This window comes from Niabella aurantiaca DSM 17617 (genome assembly GCF_000374125.1).
GTDB lineage: Bacteria > Bacteroidota > Bacteroidia > Chitinophagales > Chitinophagaceae > Niabella > Niabella aurantiaca.
In genome coordinates, this window is record NZ_KB893645.1 from 242276 (window position 1) to 262737 (window position 20462).

Consider the following 20462-nt stretch of genomic DNA (forward strand, 5'->3'; position numbering starts at 1 on the left):
AGACTTTACAACGGGGTTTAAGATATGAAGACCGCGGCCCTTTAACAACAATGTAAATGATCGCAGGAACAGTTGTTCCTGTAAACAGAACCCTATGCCTGATTTCAACGTTAGGATAAAACAGATGCTTACATTGCTGATCCTCCTGGGATTGATCTTCCTGGCGGGGAAGGAGCTGGTGCCCTTTTTGCCCGGGTTGCTGGGGGCCGTTACCCTGTATATTATCAGCCGCAGGCTTTACTTTACTATGGTCTTTCAAAAAAAGTGGAGCAAGGCATGGGTAGCGATCGGGTATATATTTTTTTACCTCATTATTTTCCTGATCCCCTTTACCGTTGCGGTAACATTGATCAGCCCCAAGATCAACAAAGCGCTTCAGAACCCGGAGGCGATCATCGAAACAGGAAAGCACGTGATCACGACCATTCAAAATAAGATCGGTCTGCGGCTTTTATCGGAAAACGCATTATCTGATATGGTGAAACGGGCCACGGCCGCCATTCCCAAATTGTTAAACAGCACTATAAACATTATCTCTAACCTTGCCATTATGTTGTTTATCCTGTACTACATGCTGGTACGGGGCAGTGAAATAGAACGGTACCTGAGCAATGTGATCCCGTTAAAGCGCAACAACATCCATCTGCTTTCTGTTGAAACGAAGAAACTGGTGATCTCCAATGCGCTGGGGGTCCCTTTTATATCCATTATACAGGGGCTGGTAGCCACACTGGGCTATTTTTTATTTGGTGTAAAGGACTGGGGGCTGTATGGTTTTATAACCGGCGTTTGTGCATTTTTCCCGGTAGTGGGCACGATGATCGTTTGGGTGCCCCTTGTATTGTATATGTATGCGAGCGGCGATGTGATGAACGCTGTTTTACTGGGAATATACAGTATTATTGCAACAGGTAATATTGATTATGTGGCGCGTGTTACGTTGTTAAAGAAGATGGCGAATGTGCACCCTGTGATAACGATACTGGGCGTGCTGGTTGGGCTGGGGCTTTTTGGATTCATCGGGCTGATATTCGGGCCGCTGCTGATCAATTATATCATTGTGCTGTATGATATTTATATGAACGAGTTTGTATATAACGAGCCGGCCCCCCTGTCGCCGGAAGAAGAACTGCTCAGTACAAAAATGGAGAAAAAAAAGTGACGCGCCGTTTTATTGCTTCGGCGTTAAACCCTTTTTATAAATACGGGTCTGAGAATGTTGTAAATTTGAAAGTTTCATGAATAAATTATTATGGATCCTTTTTCTGGGAATTTCCGTTCACGCTGCCGGGCAGCGGACGGCGGCAGGCCATGCGCCCAATATCATTTTTATCCTGGTGGATGACCTGGGATACGGCGATGTGGGTGTCTTTCATCAGAACGCACGGAAGGCCCTGAATGACCCGGCCGTACCGTTTATGGTAACCCCCTCACTGGACCGGATGGCTTCCGGCGGTGCGGTATTTACACAACAATACGCCAACGCACCGGTATGTGTATCATCAAGATCTTCCCTACTGACGGGCGTTACACAGGGGCATGCGGTTGTACGCAACAACCAGTTTGATAAGGCGCTGGAGGACAATTATACCATTGCATCCACCCTGAAGGCGGCGGGATATCGTACGGTGGCTATTGGGAAATGGGGATTGCAGGGAGCCGGTAAAAAAGACTGGCCGGGCCACCCGCTGAAAAGAGGCTTTGATGATTACTACGGATACATACGGCACAGCGACGGACATGAGCATTATCCCAAAGAAGGACTGTACCGGAAGACCAAAGAGGTCTATGATGATACCGTGAATGTTACCAGCGGGCTGGATAAGTGCTATACCGGTGATCTCTGGACCGCGCGTGCCAAACAGTGGATCATTGAGCACGGGAAAGCAAAAAAAAGAACCCCGTTCTTTATGTATCTGGCTTATGATACACCGCATGCGGTCATCGAACTGCCCACCCAGGCGTATCCTGCAGGAGGCGGCCTTACAGGAGGGCTGAAATGGATTGGTAAACCCGGACATATGATCAATACGGCTTCGGGAGCGATCGATTCCTGGATGGCCCCCGAGTTTAGGCAGGCGCAGTACCTGGATAAGACCACCGGGAAAATGACGCCATGGAAAGATGTCAACAAGCGGTATGCTACGGTGGTACAGCGGCTCGATGCCCAGGTGGGCGATCTGCTGCAGCTGCTGAAGGACCTGAAGATCGATGAAAATACAATCGTGGTTTTTGCCTCCGACAATGGTCCCTCACAGGAATCTTACCTGAAAGAAGATTATACGCCTGAATTTTTCCAGGGCTATGGTCCCTTTGACGGCATCAAGCGGGATCAATGGGAGGGCGGAATGCGCACGCCTGCCATCGTACAGTGGAAAGGAACCATAACGCCGGGAAAGACCGTGGGCCTGCCTTCTTTTCTCTCAGACTGGATGCCTACCTTCCTCGATGCGGCCGGCATGGCAGCGCCGGCAAGAACAGACGGCGTATCATTGCTGCCGGTACTTACGGGTAAAGGGATACAGCAAAAGCAAACATTGTATTCGGAATATTTCTTCGAAGGCAAAACGCCCGGTTATGCCGATTTTGAACAAGGTCACCGCAACCGGATGCGGAACCAGATGCAGTTCATCCGCGAAGGTGATTATGTGGGCGTGCGTTATGACATCAAGAACAGCAATGATGATTTTGAGATCTATAACGTGGTCAGCGATCCGAAAGAGAAGCAGAACCGGGCCGCCGGACTTCCGGAACTGCAGCAAAAATTTAAGGCCGGGGTATTGCAGATGCGCCGGGCATCGGCTGCGGCGCCCCGACCATACGATACCGCCCTGGTTCCCCCGGTTCCGGAAAATAATGCCCGGAAGGGAGTGCAGTACCGGTTCTATAAGGATAATTCCCCGTGGGTGCCGCAAACGGCCATGTTAAAGCCGGTAAGAACGGTAACCGGCAAGGACCTGAAAGGAACGGCTACAAAAATAACATGGGTTACAGAGGCAACAGGGTATCTGAAGATCGCAAAGGATGGTTTGTACACGTTTGAGGTAAGCACCGGCGGAAAGGCATTCTTACGGATACACGACATTGCTGTTGCAGATGCCGATTATGGATATACACCGGGCAGGGAAGTGACCGGCCGGCTGTTTCTGAAAGCGGGCCTGCATCCGTTCACCCTTATCTCAAAAGGAGCCGGTCCGACAACCGGTCTTTACTGGAGCGGTCCGGGATTTGAAAAACGGTTGGTGCAGGCACAGGATCTTTACTGATCCGCGGCCTGGGTAAAGACGCCCGGCTGCGGCCGCCGTTCGTGGTTTGATGATCATTCGTCAATATATATTTTACAGGATCATTGGGGTGCTGCTTTTTGCCGGCGCCTGTTTTTGGGCGCCGGCGCAAACAAGACCGAACATCGTGCTCATTCTTGCCGATGATCTCGGGTATATGGATTGCGGCTTTACAGGAAGCAGGAAGTTTGAAACGCCGGTCATTGACGGCTTATCCCGGCAGGGTATGGTCTTTACGCAGGCATATGCTGCTGCAGGAAATTGCGCGCCTTCCCGGGCCTGTTTAATGAGCGGGCTTTATACGCCCCGGCATGGTGTATATGCGGTAGGAAGTACCACACGGGGCCCAAAAGACCGGATGCGGCTGCTTCCGGTTCCCAATACCGCCAGCCTGCGGCCGGATATTGTTACCATGGCAGAGGCGCTGAAGGCGAAGGGGTATGCAACCGGCCTTTTTGGCAAATGGCATCTTGGAAAAGGTGCAACGACCAGCCCGCAGGCACAGGGCTTTGATACTTATGTAGACACACGGCTGCCCAACCCGAATAAAAGGCGAAATGAACCTGACGACCCCAAAGGGATCTTTTCGCTGACCGAAGCGGCGCTGGATTTTATGAAACAGAACAAACGCCAGCCGTTTTTTGTTTTCCTGTCGCATCATGCCATCCATAGCGCCCAGGAAGCAAGGCCTGCAACGCTGGCGCGGTTCCGGAAACGGGGATTGACAGGGCGCGAGGCGTTGTATGCGGCCTGCATTTATGATCTGGATGAAAGTATTGGCAAGGTGCTGCACTACCTGGGTGATGAAAAACAGGCATCAAATACTTTAGTGATTTTTACCAGCGACAACGGGGCTACGCAGGAATCTTCACAGGAGCCCCTGCGTGGAAATAAAGGATGTTATTATGAAGGCGGCATCCGCGAGCCGTTTGTGGCATACTGGCCCGGAGTGATACGGCCGGGCAGTGTAAGCCATATGCCGGTGATCAATATTGATCTGTACCCGACCTTTCTGGCTCTTGCAGGCGCCGCCGGTCCGAAGCTGGACGGGGAAAACCTGATGCCATTGCTTAGGGGGAAGGCGGTCCAAACCCGGCGGTCGGCCTTATACTGGCATTTCCCGGGCTATCTGGATAAGCCGGTGATCCGGGGCCGGGATTCCCTGTTCCGCTCAAGACCTGTTTCCGTAATGCGCAGGGACAACTGGAAACTACACCTCTATCATGAAGAATGGTTGCTGGATGGCGGTGCGGCTGCCATCGATCGCAATAACGCCGTCGAATTGTACGATCTGGCAACAGACGAAGGCGAGCGTAACAATCTTGCATTGCATAATAAACCCAAACGCGATGAGCTGCTGAAAGAATTGTTGCAGTGGATACAGCAAACAAAAGCACCCCTGCCGCAGCCGTTAAATGACCGCAAACAATTGGAGCAAAAAAATGATGCCAGGGCTGAATGACCCTGACAATTTTTTTGCAGGGGATACAGACCTTTATATGAACAATGATGCTGCTGCGTATATCAGCGAAACAACCGGCCTGGAGCAGCGGAAAATGAATAATGGACGGGTATTGATATAGGTATCTGTTTGTGAAGACACCATGGCCGTCAGGTTAAACATAGGTCTATCTCCATAAAATGTAGCATCAATCAACCTTTGATAATAGACCGGTATCTATTTTATTAAAATGGCTTTCCTGTTAAAGGGTTTGTGGAGACACAAACCTTGGTCCGCGCCCTGGGGCAGTGTCCTCATTGCCCGGCCCATAAATGGATAAAAATAATTTTGATGCCGGTTCAGTATAGACCAGCGGATAACTCCCTTCACCTGGTTGTGGGGCCGGCTACCTTTAATACACCGTTTTGATCGATCTCCATCGGATCAATGAATACCACCCGTTCATCGCCCGTCTTGCTGGTGCGGCCGTGGTAGACACAATACATCTGTTTACCATCCGGCGAAAAAGTGATGCTGTTATGCCCCGTTCCCGTAACGATTCCGCCCGCTTCAACATTCTTTTGCAGCACGGGATTATTGGCTGCTTTTTTAAATGGGCCCAACGGACTCTTGGAAGTGGCATATCCCACCGCATAGTTCTTTCCGCCAAAATAATTGGCGGAGTACATCATATAATAAAGATCCCGGTGTTTAAAAATAAAAGAGCCTTCGGTCCAGCGCCGGTTCACTTCCTTTGAAGTAACGGAACGGCTTTCCCATTCTGATTGCCGGTCGCTCATCTTTACCGGCGGGCGCAGCAAAAGAACCGGCTCGCCGATAACGCCGCTGAAGTCCGGTTTCAGCTCCACACCATATACCCAGCTTTCTTCGATCTCATTGAACCAACCTTTTTTGCGGGCCCAGTCGGCGATCTCGCTCTTGACAGGGTGTTTATAACAGCAGCGGGAATAGTAGAGATACACTTTTCCGCCGGGCTCAAATAATACGTTGGCGTCAATGACCGGGTAACCCGGATCAAAGACCGGGCGATCATGCAGGTCGGTAAAAGGTCCCGTGGGCCGGTCTGCAACGGCTACGCCTATTTTAAAATTCTCCAGCTCGTTGGTTGGGTTTTCCTTCCATTGGGCACTGTAAAACAAATAGAACTTTCCATTCCGCTCATATACTTCCGGCGCCCAGAAGGAATGGATGCCCCATCCGTTCTTATTGTTGCCGGAGTAGACCTGCCCCTCCGGCTTCCAGTTTACCAGGTCGGTTGAGGAGTAGGCGCTGAAACCTTTCTTCGCCCCGCCACCGGTCCCGTACATATAGTATCGGTCTCCCTTTACGTGCAATACATAGGGGTCGCCAAACTGAACCGGCAAGGGGTTGTGCGATGTTTTCTGCAGCGCGTCCTGCGCCAGGCCCTGGTGCAGGTATGCGATAAAGAGGAGTACCGGAATGATTCGTTTCATGTGTAAAATTTAATGGATCGCGTGTACCTTTTTTTGCCAGCTGCGGAGTTCAGTATCCAGGGTGCTCACTTTGTCCGGGTAGGCAGCCGACAGATCGGTATGCTCACCAGGGTCCTGATCCAGGTTGTATAGTTCTTTATGTCCGTCGTCAAAAAAGGAGATCAGCTTCCAGGCCCCGCTGCGGATGCTGCCTGCGGATCGCCCGCCCAGGAAATGCGGCTTGTCCAGCGGGTAATGCCAGTAAAAGCCGCGGGCGGACAAAGCCGTCTGCGGATCCCGGAACAATGGCGCAAAGGAAACCCCGTCCAGCGGTTGATGATTCCCTGCTGCACCCGTCAGCTCCATCAGCGTGGGGTAAATATCATAGTTGGCAAGCGGCTGGGTGCAAACGCTGCCGCTCTTTACTTTCCCTGGCCACCAGGCAATAAACGGCTCGCGGACACCGCCTTCGTATAAGGTACTTTTGCCGCCGCGGAACGGAGCGTTGGTGGTGATCGTGGTTTCCCCGCCGTTATCACTGGTAAAGATCAAAAGTGTGTTCTGGTCAAGCCCCAGTTCCCGGAGCAGGTGCACGACAGCGCCAACACCCTCGTCAATTACTTTCAGCTGCGCTGCCAGGTGAGGGTTGTTTTGCGGGGCCTTTGATCCGGCCGGCCATTTTTTGTAGGGATCATTTTCCGGGTTCTTACGGGTAGGGGGGCTGGTGCCTGCGCTTTTTTTTTGCTGAAAATGGCGGACCAGCTCCGGCTTGCCGTGCACGGTTGTATGAACGGCATAGTGGCTGAGGAATAGGAAGAAAGGCCGCTGCCGGTTCCGTTTGATAAAATCGAGCGCTTCCAGATTCTGCCGGTCGGTAATGTATTCATGTGCGCCCGGCAACCGTTTTTTGATCTCGTGGTTAAAATCGTAGGGATAAAAATAAGTACCTTCTCCAATACCTCGGTTCTCACTGACCAGTACTTCGTCAAAGCCGTGCCGGTCTGGCAGGGTTTCCTCCGGTGCGCCTTCTTTTATGTAACCGGAAAGATGCCATTTGCCGACAATGCCGGTGTGATATCCTCTTGCCTTTAAAAGTTCAGGCAGTGTAACATAGCCGGTATCCAGGTGTTGCGCGGCCCGGGGGCGGAGGTAATCGGTAATGCCGATCCGGGCGGGGTACTGCCCCGTCATCAATGCGGCGCGGTAGGGCGAACAAACGGGGGCTGCTGCATAAAAGCAGGAGAACCGCATCCCCTCCCTGGCCAACCGGTCCAGTGCAGGTGTTTCGTTAAACGTATTGCCATAGCTGCCCAGCTCGCTGTATCCCAAGTCGTCTGCCAGGATATAAATGATATTGGGCTGCTGCTCTTGTGCGGCTGTTGCCACTGCGATGAGCAGAAGGCAGATGAAGCCCGTCATTCTTTTTATGACCCGGAAAAATGACCCCAAGCCATCGGGGGTATCCTTAAAATACTTGTTCATCTGACAAACCTTTACTGTAGCCGCAAATTACCCGTTCAAAACCGGAGGGGCTAAAACAATTGTGGAAAGATATGGAAATATTGTGTTTTTGATCTGCAGGCAAAAAAATTAATCACTTTTAAGTCTATCTATTTGGTAGACTAATTAAAGTCTACTAAGTTTGTAGGATAAAAAAGCGCATCTATGTGTTGATACAGTAGCAACGAAGCCCCGCGGGTGTGAAATCTCCGTTTTAAGCGGGCATCGTACAAAATTTATACATTTTACTACAAAAGTTAAAGGGGCGGGCGGCATCACGATCTATATTGTGGTTCTGAAACCGGAACTTAAATGAACCCATGGTTTGGATAAAAACGAGATCCGGCCATGGTACCGGAGGCTTGCATTCTTTCTCTTTTTCCAACCGGCGGGTGACCGCTGTGGTACGGCTGTTTTTGTAGTTCGATAAAATTAAAGGCATAAAATGAAGTATGTGAAAAACTTTCTTTCTTATGGGGTGTCCTTGCTTATTTTTATTACCTGCCCGTTCCTGTTGAAGGCACAGCAGGCAGCCGATACGCTCGATCTGTCCTATAAAGAAATAGCCCCGGAAGATTTCAATGGTGCCGCCTATACCATTACGATGGACCAGTTCAAGAACCTTCCGGTTACGAATTTGACCAACCTGCTCACCGGTATCGTGCCGGGTTTCTTTTCGATCCAGCGGTCGGGCGGAACAGCAGATGAAGGAGCTGATTATTGGATCCGGGGTATCCGTACCACTGCAGAAGGGGTGCTGGTGCTGGTTGACGGGCAGGAAAGGGCATTTGGTGTCCTGTCTTCCTACGAAATAGAAAGCATAACCGTGCTGAAGGATGCACTGGCTACTGTATTGTATGGTACCAGGGCCGCAAACGGGGCCATTCTTGTAACTACCCGGAAAGGAAAGAAAGGGAAACCGGCCATAGAATTGACGGCGCAGCTGATCCGCCAGAAACCCCTCAGTCTGTTGAAGCCGTTAAATGCGCTCGATTATGCAATACAGCATAATAAGGCATTGCAGTATGATGGTATGAGCGCTTCCGAGATGTATGCGCAACAATATCTGCAGCAGTATCGCGCCCGGGAGGGCGTAAACCCGGAACACTATCCTGATGTGAACTGGCTGGATGATTATTTCAGGAAGCAAAGCTGGGTGCAGGCATATAATTTAAGTATATCCGGAGGCTCAGATCGTACCCGGTACTTCGTGAATGGAAATTTCCTGGACCAGGACGGTATGTTTCATACAGATCAGGAGTCGAACTACAGCACCAATAACCGCACCCGGCGGTACAACCTGCGGTCAAACCTGGAAGTGGACGTAACAAAAACGACCCTGCTGAATGTGGACCTGTATGGTTGGTATGACAAACAGAACCGGCCGGGCGGCGATTCGTACGGAGCCTATAATGCTTTGGTCACTACTCCGTCCAATGCCTTTCCGCCCTATTACCTGGACGATGGCGGGTACATGGACCAGGATGGCAATAAGGTTGCGGGCATCAATGGCCGGATCACGGCAGGCGACGGGATCCGGCCGAATCCCTGGGCGCTGCTGAACAGGAACGGGTACAGTGTATTGAACAGGGTATATGGCTCCTTTCGTACCAAACTTACCCAGGACCTGGCTTTTATAACACCGGGATTGAAAGCGTCGGCGCTTTTATCGATGGATACCTACACGGCCTCCGTTACGGACCGTCAGAAAACGTATGCCTATTATCAGCTGGCGGATGTAAAGAATCCGGATGTGCTCCGGAGGACCAATACCGACGAACAGATGAACAATGACGTGACCGACCAGAAGAGCGAGGGCCGCAATGCGCTTGAAGTGCAATTAAATTATCAGCGGGCGTTAAAAAAGCACAATATTTCGGCGCTGGTATTTTACAATCAATATGAGTTCACCGATCAGACCTCGGTGCCTTCCCGGTTCCAGACCATCGGTTCCTGGCTGGGATACAACTACAACAGGAAGTACTATCTGGACATTACCGGTTCCTACCAGGGGATATATAAGTTTGCGCCCGGAAAACGTTTCGGGCTGTTTCCCGCTGTAGCCGCGGGGTGGGCGGTCTCCAATGAAAAATTCTTTTCAGGGATACGGAAGTATGTTTCTTATTTTAAGCTGCGCGGATCCTATGGCGTTGCCGGCAATCAGCGGGGTGTCTCTGAATTTCAGTATATGGGCCGGCTCAATGCCGCAGGCGGCGTTTATAATTTTGGGAACAATATGGGCGGTGTGGGCGGCTATGTGGAAGACATCATCGCCAATCCCGGCCTGACCTGGGAAAAGGCCACACAGGCCAATGTGGGCGTTAACCTCAATCTGTTCCGCGACCGGTTCCGTTTTGTTTTTGATTATTTCAGCGACAACAGGGAAGACCTGTACCTGGTGAACAACAATATAACCGCCCTTTTTGGAACGGTTGCTACCATTCGCCAGAACATCGGCAGTATGCGCTCCCAGGGTTATGATATAGGGGCTTCCTGGAATGCTGCTATCGGCGCGCTCGGATATACGCTGGGCGCTACGTATTCATTCGCCCGGAATGAAAACCTAAAGACAGGAGAGGTGCCCGAACCCTATCCCTGGCTGCAGGAGACCGGGTATGCACGGGGCCTCCAGCGAGGATATGTGGCGCTGGGCTTGTTTGACTCCTATGATGAGATCGCAGCGGCGCCCAGGCAAACCTTTTCAACGGTACGCCCGGGGGATATCCGTTATAAAGACATCAATGGCGATGGTATCATCGACCGGAACGACATCGTTCCCATCGGCTATGGAAATACCCCCCAGGTATTTTATGGATTGAATGCAGGGCTCACTTACAAAGGAATCGGCTTCAGCATTTTATTCCAGGGTGCCGGCAGGGTGTCCCGTATGCTCACGGGTAAAGTTGCCTATCCCTTTTTTGCGGATGGCAATATGTACGAGCACCAGCTGGATTACTGGACCCCCGAAAATAAAAGCGCCCGGTGGCCGGTGCTTTCTACGCTTAACTCCGGTGTGAACAACACGCAGCCCTCCAGCTTCTGGCTCATGGATGCTCGCTATTTAAGGCTTAAGAACGTAGAGCTTTCTTACGAGCTGCCGGAATCGATCCTGAAAAGATCGTTCATAAAAAATATACGGCTGTTTGCCAACGGCTATAATTTATATGTGTGGACTCCGGGCGACAGCCTCCTCGATCCGGAAGACAGCGGCAATTCGGATACGATGCCATTGACCCGGAATATGAGCGTGGGGTGCTCCTTCAGATTTTAAAATCATCAACATGAAAATGCTTACCCGTATTGTTGTAACAATGATCATCGCAATGGTGCTTCCGGCCTGTCATTACCTGGATGAGAAGCCCTACGACTGGGCGCAACCGGTTGATGTTTTTTCGATGGAAGCCAATTATGAGAAGCCGGTTAACCAGGCCTATTCCTATCTGCAGGGTGGTTTCAACCGGATATCCGGGGCTTTTCTGGACGCTGCGACAGACGACGGCATGTGCACCGTTGATGCCTCCGCCATCCATCGATTGTCCAGGGGCTACATCACCTCCAGTAACCCGGTGGTCAACTGTTGGTCATCCGCTTACAAGGGTATACGGCAGGCGCTGTTTGTACAGAAGGGCCTGAGCGAAATTGACCTGGTGCTGAATAATAAGACCTCCGATGAAGTATGGGCCATTAAGAACAGATACTCCGGAGAAATGTATTGTCTGAGGGCATTGTTTGAATTTGATCTTTTGAGGCATTATGGCGGCTATCCCATTCTTGATAAATACTACATGCTGGGCGATCCGGAGTTGAACGATAAAAAACGCGGCTCATTTGCTGATTGCGTCAGCAATATCACCCGGTTGTGCGATTCGGCTGCAAAATACCTGGATGTAACACCGGTAGGAGGCAACGGCGGGTATGGCCGCATGACGAAAGGCGCAGCCCTGGCCATAAAGGCAAAAACACTGGTGTTTGCGGCAAGTCCCCTGTTCAATCAAAACAGCAACAGCAATCCGCTCGCGGGCTATGTGAGCCCCGGCAGCGCCGCCATAACAGAGCGGTGGCAGGATGCCGCTGAGGCCTGTGCTGCCGTGATCAATCTGAAAAATACTGCAGGCAAGGCCGTTTATGCCCTGCATGCCAATTATGAAAAGTTGTTTGTAACGGTTCCCAATAATGAGTACATCGTTTCCGTAACGGCCCCCAAATCCACAGATCTTGAGAACCGGCAATACCCGCCATCACTTTCAAAAAATTCAGGAGGAGGCACGGTTCCGTCGCAGGAGTTTGCAGATGCGTTTACAAAAGCTGATGGCAGTGATTACACACGAGCCGACCTGGCGGCACAGTACAGGAACAGGGACCCCCGTTTCAATATGGTTATGGGATTCAATGGTGCTACGTATGCAGGCCTGGGGACCATTTTTACCAAACGTGGCGAAGACGCTACGATGGATGCCTTAAACGCTGTGGTGGACCGGTCGACCAATACGGGGTATTACCTCCGGAAATTCCTGGACCTTAATATCAATTTTACCAAAGCCAGCCCGGGAACCGCTTTTCACGTTTTTCCCATGATCCGGCTGGCAGATATCCTCCTGCTGTATGCCGAGGCCATGAATGAAGCCTATGGTCCCGATACAGACCCACATGATTTCGGGCTTACTGCCAGGGCTGCCGTCCAAAAGGTGCGCAGCAGGGCCGGGTTTACCGCTGCAGATAAATATTTACAGGATGTGGTGGCAACCAGTGAAATGCGAATAAAAATAAAAAATGAACGCAGGATCGAGCTGGCCTTTGAAGAGCAGCGGTACTTTGATCTCCGGCGCTGGATGGAAGGTGACAAATTGAACCAGCCGGTTAACGGGATACAAATAGAGCAAAAGAATGGTACGCTGACAGCGGAGTATTTTACCGTAGACGCGCTGCGCAGGTTTGAAACAAAAATGTACCTGCACCCGATCCCCTTAAATGAGACGATGATATTACCCGGAATCGTTCAAAACCCCGGTTGGTAAAGGATAAATGATCACTTTATGAAGAAATTAATTTTAACAGGATTGCTTTCATTTTTTCTGGTGCAGGTTTTTTCCCAGCAAAGGGTAACAGGCGTGGTTACCAATGAAGCAGGAAAAGGGTTAAAGGGTGTCTCTGTTTCGCAAAAAGGAACAGGGCAGGGGGTGATTACCGACCAGGACGGCGGATTTAATATCCTCCTTGATGGCGCAAAGGAACAGGTGCTTCATTTTTCGATGATCGGTTACCGGAATGAAGAACTGCTGATTGAGGGGAATGACCGCAGAACGGTTGTGCTGCACCAGGAGGCAGCAGGACTGGACGAGGTGGTGGTGGTAGGCTACGGCACCCAAAGAAAAGTATCGGTTACGGGAGCCATTGCCAATGTGAAGGCAACAGAGATCAGGAGCGTTCCGGTCTCAAGTGTGACCAATGCTTTAACCGGCCGTGTTCCGGGGCTCATCACCCGCCAGTCGAGCGGGCGTCCCGGCGGGGATGATGCCAAACTTTTTATAAGAGGGCGGGCCACGTTGAATAACTCAGATCCGCTGGTGCTGGTGGATGGGGTGGAACGTGATTTTACCCAGATCAATGCCGAGGATATTGAAAGCATTTCCATTCTGAAAGATGCATCCGCTACAGCTGTTTACGGAGTAAGGGGCGCAAACGGCGTAGTACTGGTCACCACACGGCGGGGAGCCGAAGGAAAATCCCGGGTATCGTTTGTTTCGGAATATGGCGTTACCCATTTTAACAGGCTCACAACAGCGTTGAATGCGGAAACAACGGCCTTGTTCCAGCGCGAGGGTACCATCAATGTGGGGCTCGACCCATCGATCACTTCCAATACAAGTAATTTTCCCGTATCGGAATACGATCGCTATCTGTACCGGACGCATCAAAGCCCCTTCACGCACCCCGATAACAATTTTGTAGAGCTGTTTACCAAACCCGGCTCCCAGCAGAAGTACAATATCAATATTTCCGGTGGCAACAGGATCGTGCTTTATTTTGTTTCTGTAGGCTATTTCAGCCAGCAAGGGATGTTTGAGACCGATATCGATAAGCTTCGTGAAAAGCCCACACTTCAGCAGCTGATCCGGCTTTCACCCGAAGTGGATGAGGCGTTAAAAAATCAAAACTATGACCCTGCTTATTATTACAACCGGATCACCACCCGGTCCAATATCGATATCCGCCTGAGCGAGGACCTGAAGCTGGGGATCGATGCCTCGTATCTTTTCCGGAAAGATAACCGGCCGGCAACCTACGATAACGGCCTCAATGCCAGTGGCCCCGAAAACCTCCGGCTTTTCGCTTCCTTTTACCGGAACGCCCCCCAGGCCTTCCCGCTCATGAATCCCAATGGAAGTTTTGCCGGGGCAATAGGGGTATGGAGGCAAAACCCATTGGTAACGATCACACAGACCGGTTTCCGTTCGGGCTATGACAACGAATTGCAGACCGCATTTTCCTTCAAATACAATCTTCGGAAATTATTGAGCGGACTTTCTTTCGACGGACGCTATGCCTTTGATGTGGACTGGGGAAACTGGCGGGGGATGATCCGGAGACCGTACCTGTATGCGTTCAACCCGAAGGATAGCTCCTATTTACAAGGCCTGAGCGGCGTGCTGCCCAGCCAGGGATCCGGAAAGAATCCGGCCATATATGATCAGTACATAGAGCTGGCCATGCGCTACAAAGAGACGTTCGGTGCGAAGCACCATCTTTCGGGCGTACTGCTGGCCAACTACAGTTCAAAATCTTCACCCGGGGGACTCTATTCATATGTGCCCCATATCTACCAGGCCCTGATCGCCCGTATCAATTATGACTATGACAACCGCTACCTGCTGGAAGCAAATATGGGGTATAACGGATCCAACAGGTTTGCCAAAGGGCATCGTTACCAGTTGTTCCCATCTGTTTCTGCGGGATGGATCCTTACCAACGAGCAGTTTATGGGAGACCGCGGGATCCTGGATTTTGCCAAGCTGCGGGCATCCTTCGGGCAGGTGGGCAACGACAAGCTGGGCGGGTTTTCTTATTACTATAAATCGAGCTATATAGACGGGGTGCCTTATTCTTTTGGCGAGGTGCACAACCCGCTGGTGAAAGGATTAACAGAAGGAAGAATGGCCAACGAGAACATACGCTGGGAAACGGCATCAAAATACAATATCGGTGTGGATACCAGATGGCTGGATTCGAGATTGACATTGAATGCGGATGTATTTAAAGAGCACCGGACCGATATACTGACGATCCCCACGCGTTATATACTGGCGTCCGGCGTAAACAGTCTGGCTCCGGAGAATATTGGTATTGTGGATAATAAAGGATATGAGCTGGAGCTGGGATGGCAGGACAAAACAAAGGGCCATTTATCTTATTTTATCAAAGCCATCTATTCGAACGCCCGCAACACCATCGAGTATATGAGGGAGACGACACAACCTTATGATTATATGTATGCAACCGGTCATCCCATTGACCAGTTTATCGGGTACTACTTTGATGGTTTTTTTGCATCGTATGATGAGATTGCTGCGTCGCCCCAGCAATTTGGCCTTACGGGGCTGAAGCCCGGTGATATGAAGTACCAGGATATTAATAAAGATGGGATTGTGGATCAGAACGATCAGGCTCCGATCGGTTACAGCACGGTTCCGGAGATTACCTACTCCCTGTCTGGCGGTATCGGGTACAAAGGATTTGATCTGAATGTGCTGTTCCAGGGTGCTGCCCGGAGCTCCGTTTACATGGCCGGCGACCTGGGATGGGATAATAGCTGGGGGAATTATTACGCGGAGCATGCGAACCGGTGGACACCCGAAACGGCTGCGGCAGCTACTTATCCCCGCTTCCTGCAAAAAGCGGAAGCGAGCCATCAGAATTATTTTCTTTCTGATTTCTGGTTGCGGAACGGGGACTACCTCCGGGTGAAGAATCTTCAGATCGGTTATACGGTCGGCAAAAAGCTGCTGAGCAGAACACCGGTCAGCTCCGTGCGGTTGTATGCCAATGCCTTCAACTTATTTACCTGGGATAAAGTAAAGCGGGTAGATCCGGAATCGAGTCCCGAACGGAACACAGGACAGTTTTATCCGCAGCAGCGTATTGTGAATTTTGGCTTAAACGTTAATTTCTAAAGGTAGGATTATGAAAAGGATCTGTTTTTTTGTCTCCGTTCTGCTTTTGATGAGCTGTAATAAAGATGGGCTGGACAGTACCGACCTGGATGAGCTTACAGATGAAAAGGTATTTACCGACGTGGGGTATACGCGCAGGGCGCTGTATGATCTGTATGGCCGCATGCGGGAGGTAACGGCCAATAACAGCGGCAGTTTTTCAAGACTGTTTGATATGAACGTGACCGTAGCCATGCTGGATAATGCAACGGATGATGGGGCGGGCAATACGACCCGTAATGCCGGCACTTCGCCGGGCATCCAGAAATACATTACCGGCGCTATCACTGCTACCTCCAACCCCGTCGTGAATACACATCCGTGGCGGTTCTACTATATGGCCATACGCAATGCCAACATCTTCCTGGCAAATATTGACCGCTGCCCGATGACGGTCGCCGAAAAAACCAGCAGCACCAACCAGGCCCGCTTTTTAAGAGCTTATTTTTATCATGAGCTGTTCCGCTGGTTCGGACCACTGGTGATCACCACAAAGCCCATAGACCCGTTTGCATTTGATACAACAAAAAGGGAAGACCTGCACACCACCGTACAGTTCATTGTGGGCGAATTTGACGCTTTGGCGCGCGACGGCGTTTTGCCGGACAGCTGGTCAGGATCGGATTACGGACGTGCCACCAGAACGGCGGCCATGGCCTATAAGGCGCGTACCCTGCTATACGCAGCCAGTCCTTTGTTCCAGGCTTCAGGCGTAAAGTGGGAGGAGGCGGCGGCGGCGGCAATGGATCTGATCCATTATGCAGATGCCAATGGGGTGCATCACCTGTACGAAGCACCGGGAGAACCGGAGAAGAGCTATACACGGCTCTTTAACGAGCGCAACAACCCGGAGAATATACTGGTCTATCTGCGGGCTCCGGATAATGATCTGTATAACCTGTTCCCGGCGTTTAATCCCTGGAATGTGAACAAGGAGCTGACCACCGTTCCTACACAATGGCTGGTAGACTGCTATGATATGAAGGATGGTACCGAGCCGATCCTCGGCTACAATGCGGACTACAGCCCTGTCATTAACCCTGCTTCAGGCTATGATGAACAGGACCCGTATGCAAACCGGGATCCCCGGCTGAACCAGTCGATACTGCATCATGGAACGACCTGGCCAAATGTAAATAAAGGCCCGGCTACCGTAGATATCAGAACGCCGAATAACTGGGGCAGCGGCTATTTTCTGGTGAAGTACCTGGACGACCGCATCGACCACCGAAGCGGGGGCACCACTTCTATGAATTTTATAATGATGCGTTATGCGGAAGTGCTTTTGAACTATGCAGAAGCAATAAATGAAGCCAGCGATGACGCAGGGGCAAGAGAAAAGGCGGTAGCGCAACTGAACCGCATCCGCGAAAGGGCGGGGATCACCCAGCCGTTGAATGCCGCTGATTTTACGCAAAGTACCCTGCGGCAGCGGATCCGGAAGGAGCGGCGTGTGGAATTATGTTTTGAAGAGCATCGTTTTTTTGATATCCGGCGATGGAAGATCGCCAAAGAATTGATGAACCGCCCTGCTACGGGGATCAGCATCGTGTCCGGGAAATACGTCCGCAAAATACTGGACCAGCGGAGTTATAACGAAAGAATGAACCTGGCACCCTTACCCAACAATGAAACCAACAATACCCCGTTAATCTATCAGAATCCGGGGTATTGAGTGTCACGAATAAATAAGGATTTCAAATTAGTTCTTTGATTTTATTATTTAATGCTATGTAGATGATGATGGCAGGCCCATCGGTAGCGACTTACAGGAGTAGCTATCAAACCACCTTTAGCTGCTGCGATTAAGAGTTGTGGTGGTGAGCGTCAAAGGAAAAGGCATCGATAAAGGTGTCAGGTGAGTGTTAATGAAGGCGAACATAAGTGAACTGTCGTCAGAGGCGTCGAAAGGATTAGACGATGTCAAAACCAATGTCCAGTAGCATCATTGGGACAAGCAAGGAGGTTACCTGTTTATTGTTCTTGCGGCATCCGGCGTATAGACAGCGTGAGCTTAACACAGGCATTTACATGGAACGTGAGAACCAGTCGTTGCGATGTTAAGAGAAAACTTCAAGCAAGAGACACTGTAAGAAGGAAAGTATCAATGAGCAGCACTGGGGCAGAAACTTCCGTAGTAGTGATGACAGCTATCGAAAGATAGCAGTAGCGAAGGGGAGTTGTTTTCCGGTTTTTATTCATTAACAAAAACTAATTCACCGACGAGTGGATCAGGAGGTATGAAGATGAGCAAAGCAAAACCGTTTAGTATNNGTNNGCGATTNNTGATGNNNGCNTNNCANAAGGTNAGATCCAACAGAGGTAGNGCAGGNGTGGANGAAGTNAGCATGANNGANTTTGACAAAGANTACAGGNACAANCTGTACANNCTTTGGAATCGNATGAGNTCNGGCAGNTANATNCCACCACCGGTGAAACTGATTGAGATACCGAAGAAAGGAGGTGGACTAAGACCTCTGGGCATACCTACTATCGCCGACCGGATTGCCCAATCTGTAGTAAGAGGGCTATTGGAACCAACGNTNGANNCNCTGTTTNTTAAAGACTCNTATGNTTANNGNCCNGGNAAGTCNGCCAGGCAAGCTGTTGAAAGAGTAAGACAACTATGCTGGAAACAGTCGTGGGTGATAGATCTTGACATTAAAGGGTTCTTTGACAACATTCCACATGATCTACTGATGAAAGCAGTCAGAAGGCATTGCGAAACAAGGTGGATACTGTTATACATCGAAAGATGGCTGACAGCGCCACTACAGTTGGCTGATGGGACACAGGTAGCAAGAACCAAAGGGGTTCCGCAAGGTTCTGTTATCGGGCCACTACTTGCCAACCTATACCTCCATTACACAATGGACAAATGGTTGAGTATAGCGCACCCGGAGTGTACGCTGGTTCGTTATGCTGATGATGCCATCATCATGTGCAGGTCACAGAATGAAAGTCAGACAGCGATGAAATCGTTGGAAAAGAGGTTAACGGCTTGTGGTCTTGAAATGCATGCATCAAAAACAAAGCTGGTGTATTGTAAGGACAGTAACAGAAAGTTTTACAAAGACTATCCAGTTATCTCGTTCGACTTTCTTGGGTTTACGTTTAAACCAAGGCAAGCACAGAACGGTAGAAAAGACGGGTCATTCACTAATTTTCTGCCTGCCGTCAGTGCTAAAGCAATGAAAGCGATGAACGAGAAAATGAGAAAGTGGGGAGCATTAAGAAGGACAACAAATACGTTGCAGGAAATAGCAAATGAAATCAACCCTATAGTAAGGGGCTGGATCAATTATTACGGAACATTTTACAGAACAAAAATGAAAGAGTTTATGCACCTATTAAATGTAAAACTCGAAGCGTGGGCAAGACGCAAATACAAACGACTTCGAACAGGAGGGATGAAGACAGTAAGATGGCTTCATCAGATCTCAGTGCGCAGACCCAAGATGTTTGCACATTGGGAACTACTGAACTCGAAACCAACGGTTGGAAAATCGGAGCCGTGTAACGGGAGACTGTTACGCACGGTTCTAACAGAATCTCAGGCTGCGATGCCTGGGTTTACTTACTAAATAAATAATAATAATTAAATATGCATAAAATGGGAAACAATATTTACCTGTTGCTCACATTCGCTGTACTGCCGCTCATCTTTTCCTGTAAAAAGAGCATCGAAAAAGTAGACTTCTCCCCGGAAGTAACGATCCTTTTTCAGGGGGTTGGCGACAGCAATATTGTATATCAGGGAATGGGAGTATCGGAGTACACGGCAAAGATCGATGTGCAGTCGACAGGAACCGGAATCAGTAACTTTGAGATCTATACGGCAGATACCAGAACCGGGGCTAAAGGGGCCCTGATCGACGGAACGGCCCGGTTTTTTGAGAACGCGGTGCGCAATTATTCAACCAGCTATACCGTTCCGGACCTGGTGGACAACAAATGTATCAAAGTGGTGGTCACCGACACGCTGGGCCGCGTATATGAAAAAAACCTCTTTGTACGCATCACGCCTGTTGTGATCTTTACACAGCCTGTGCGCATGGAAACGGTTGAAAATTATTACGGACCGTATTTTGCAACCTGGCTTTCGGGGCGCGTGTACATGCGCAAGGATGAGCAGTATAAAACGGCGATCGATTTTTCCCTGGGGGATGTGGTCCTGGCGTCTGAAGGCCCCGACCCGGTGCCGGCTTTTGTGAATCCGGCAGGAAGAAGCAGTTATAGCCTGCTGACAATGACCGGGCTTCAGGAAACGCGGTTTGATACAACAACATTGACAAAGGATCAGTATGATGCCATTACCCGCGCAGATGCCCAGCCGATCCGGTCGCTGGCCGATCCGCAAAATGATGCAGTAGTGCTCAAAAAGGATCGGGTATATATATTTAAAACGGCAAACGGGAAAAAGGGATTGATCTACGTATCGGCACTGGATCCGAAAACAGGAACGATTGAGCAAACGGATGGAAGCTGGGTGCCTGGTACCCGGTATTATGAAGCGGCAATTACTACAAAAACAATACTGCCCTGATCGGTCGCCGGAATGGCTGCAATGATTTAA

General features: G+C 50.2%; 12 protein-coding genes. 10 read left to right on the forward strand and 2 right to left on the reverse strand.

Annotation, left to right across the window (positions count from 1 at the left end; translation table 11 throughout):
* Nucleotides 1–94 precede the first annotated feature (94 nt).
* The 4 genes from B160_RS29885 to B160_RS31835 all read left to right on the forward strand — a co-directional run bounded on the left by B160_RS29885 (nt 95) and on the right by B160_RS31835 (nt 4867).
* Complete coding sequence (locus B160_RS29885; protein ID WP_018630163.1) at nt 95–1162, forward strand: AI-2E family transporter; 1068 nt, start codon at nt 95–97, stop codon at nt 1160–1162.
* 76 nt (nt 1163–1238) lie between these two features.
* The gene (locus tag B160_RS29890) at nt 1239–3266 is read left to right on the forward strand and encodes a sulfatase-like hydrolase/transferase (RefSeq protein WP_018630164.1); all 2028 of its coding nucleotides are present in this window, start codon (nt 1239–1241) and stop codon (nt 3264–3266) included.
* 49 nt (nt 3267–3315) lie between these two features.
* Complete coding sequence (locus B160_RS0122305) at nt 3316–4746, forward strand: sulfatase (protein WP_018630165.1); 1431 nt, start codon at nt 3316–3318, stop codon at nt 4744–4746.
* Nucleotides 4727–4867 carry a hypothetical protein gene (locus B160_RS31835; RefSeq protein ID WP_157558178.1) on the forward strand — a complete coding sequence of 47 codons (141 nt, stop codon included), beginning with the start codon at nt 4727–4729 and terminating at the stop codon, nt 4865–4867. The genes B160_RS0122305 and B160_RS31835 overlap by 20 nt, the downstream gene beginning before the upstream one ends.
* Before the next feature lie 244 nt (nt 4868–5111).
* On the opposite strand, the gene B160_RS0122315 is transcribed toward B160_RS31835, so the two are convergent.
* Nucleotides 5112–6200, reverse strand: a complete 1089-nt coding sequence (locus tag B160_RS0122315; protein WP_018630167.1) for a glycoside hydrolase family 43 protein — start codon at nt 6198–6200, stop codon at nt 5112–5114.
* Between the two features lie 9 nt (nt 6201–6209).
* Nucleotides 6210–7661, reverse strand: coding sequence for a sulfatase (locus tag B160_RS0122320; RefSeq protein WP_018630168.1), 1452 nt, complete (start codon nt 7659–7661; stop codon nt 6210–6212).
* Between the two features lie 463 nt (nt 7662–8124).
* On the opposite strand from B160_RS0122320, the gene B160_RS0122330 reads away from it, so the two are divergent.
* The 6 genes from B160_RS0122330 (at nt 8125) to B160_RS32145 (ending at nt 20432) form a co-directional block, all read left to right on the forward strand.
* Nucleotides 8125–10950, forward strand: a complete 2826-nt coding sequence (locus B160_RS0122330) for a SusC/RagA family TonB-linked outer membrane protein (RefSeq protein ID WP_018630170.1) — start codon at nt 8125–8127, stop codon at nt 10948–10950.
* A 10-nt stretch (nt 10951–10960) separates the two neighbouring features.
* Nucleotides 10961–12694, forward strand: coding sequence for a RagB/SusD family nutrient uptake outer membrane protein (locus B160_RS0122335; RefSeq protein WP_018630171.1), 1734 nt, complete (start codon nt 10961–10963; stop codon nt 12692–12694).
* An 18-nt stretch (nt 12695–12712) separates the two neighbouring features.
* Nucleotides 12713–15847, forward strand: coding sequence for a SusC/RagA family TonB-linked outer membrane protein (locus B160_RS0122340; protein ID WP_018630172.1), 3135 nt, complete (start codon nt 12713–12715; stop codon nt 15845–15847).
* A 10-nt stretch (nt 15848–15857) separates the two neighbouring features.
* Nucleotides 15858–17561 carry a RagB/SusD family nutrient uptake outer membrane protein gene (locus B160_RS0122345; protein ID WP_018630173.1) on the forward strand — a complete coding sequence of 568 codons (1704 nt, stop codon included), beginning with the start codon at nt 15858–15860 and terminating at the stop codon, nt 17559–17561.
* Between the two features lie 613 nt (nt 17562–18174).
* A complete protein-coding gene (gene ltrA / locus B160_RS29900) occupies nt 18175–19470 on the forward strand; it encodes a group II intron reverse transcriptase/maturase (RefSeq protein ID WP_018630174.1) in 1296 nt (431 codons plus the stop codon).
* Between the two features lie 29 nt (nt 19471–19499).
* Nucleotides 19500–20432: a hypothetical protein gene (locus B160_RS32145; RefSeq protein WP_018630175.1), complete on the forward strand. Its 933-nt coding sequence runs from the start codon at nt 19500–19502 to the stop codon at nt 20430–20432.
* Nucleotides 20433–20462: the final 30 nt, after the last annotated feature.

Bases quoted from the DNA above. Each gene is read 5' to 3' on its own strand.
- B160_RS0122335 (WP_018630171.1), top strand. From the start codon at position 10,961: ATGAAAATGCTTACCCGTATTGTTGTAACAATGATCATCGCAATGGTG.
- B160_RS29890 (WP_018630164.1), top strand. From the start codon at position 1,239: ATGAATAAATTATTATGGATCCTTTTTCTGGGAATTTCCGTTCACGCT.
- B160_RS0122330 (WP_018630170.1), top strand. From the start codon at position 8,125: ATGAAGTATGTGAAAAACTTTCTTTCTTATGGGGTGTCCTTGCTTATT.
- B160_RS0122340 (WP_018630172.1), top strand. From the start codon at position 12,713: ATGAAGAAATTAATTTTAACAGGATTGCTTTCATTTTTTCTGGTGCAG.
- B160_RS0122305 (WP_018630165.1), top strand. From the start codon at position 3,316: ATGATCATTCGTCAATATATATTTTACAGGATCATTGGGGTGCTGCTT.
- B160_RS0122345 (WP_018630173.1), top strand. From the start codon at position 15,858: ATGAAAAGGATCTGTTTTTTTGTCTCCGTTCTGCTTTTGATGAGCTGT.
- B160_RS0122320 (WP_018630168.1), bottom strand. From the start codon at position 7,661: ATGAACAAGTATTTTAAGGATACCCCCGATGGCTTGGGGTCATTTTTC.
- B160_RS29885 (WP_018630163.1), top strand. From the start codon at position 95: ATGCCTGATTTCAACGTTAGGATAAAACAGATGCTTACATTGCTGATC.
- B160_RS31835 (WP_157558178.1), top strand. From the start codon at position 4,727: ATGATGCCAGGGCTGAATGACCCTGACAATTTTTTTGCAGGGGATACA.
- B160_RS0122315 (WP_018630167.1), bottom strand. From the start codon at position 6,200: ATGAAACGAATCATTCCGGTACTCCTCTTTATCGCATACCTGCACCAG.
- B160_RS32145 (WP_018630175.1), top strand. From the start codon at position 19,500: ATGGGAAACAATATTTACCTGTTGCTCACATTCGCTGTACTGCCGCTC.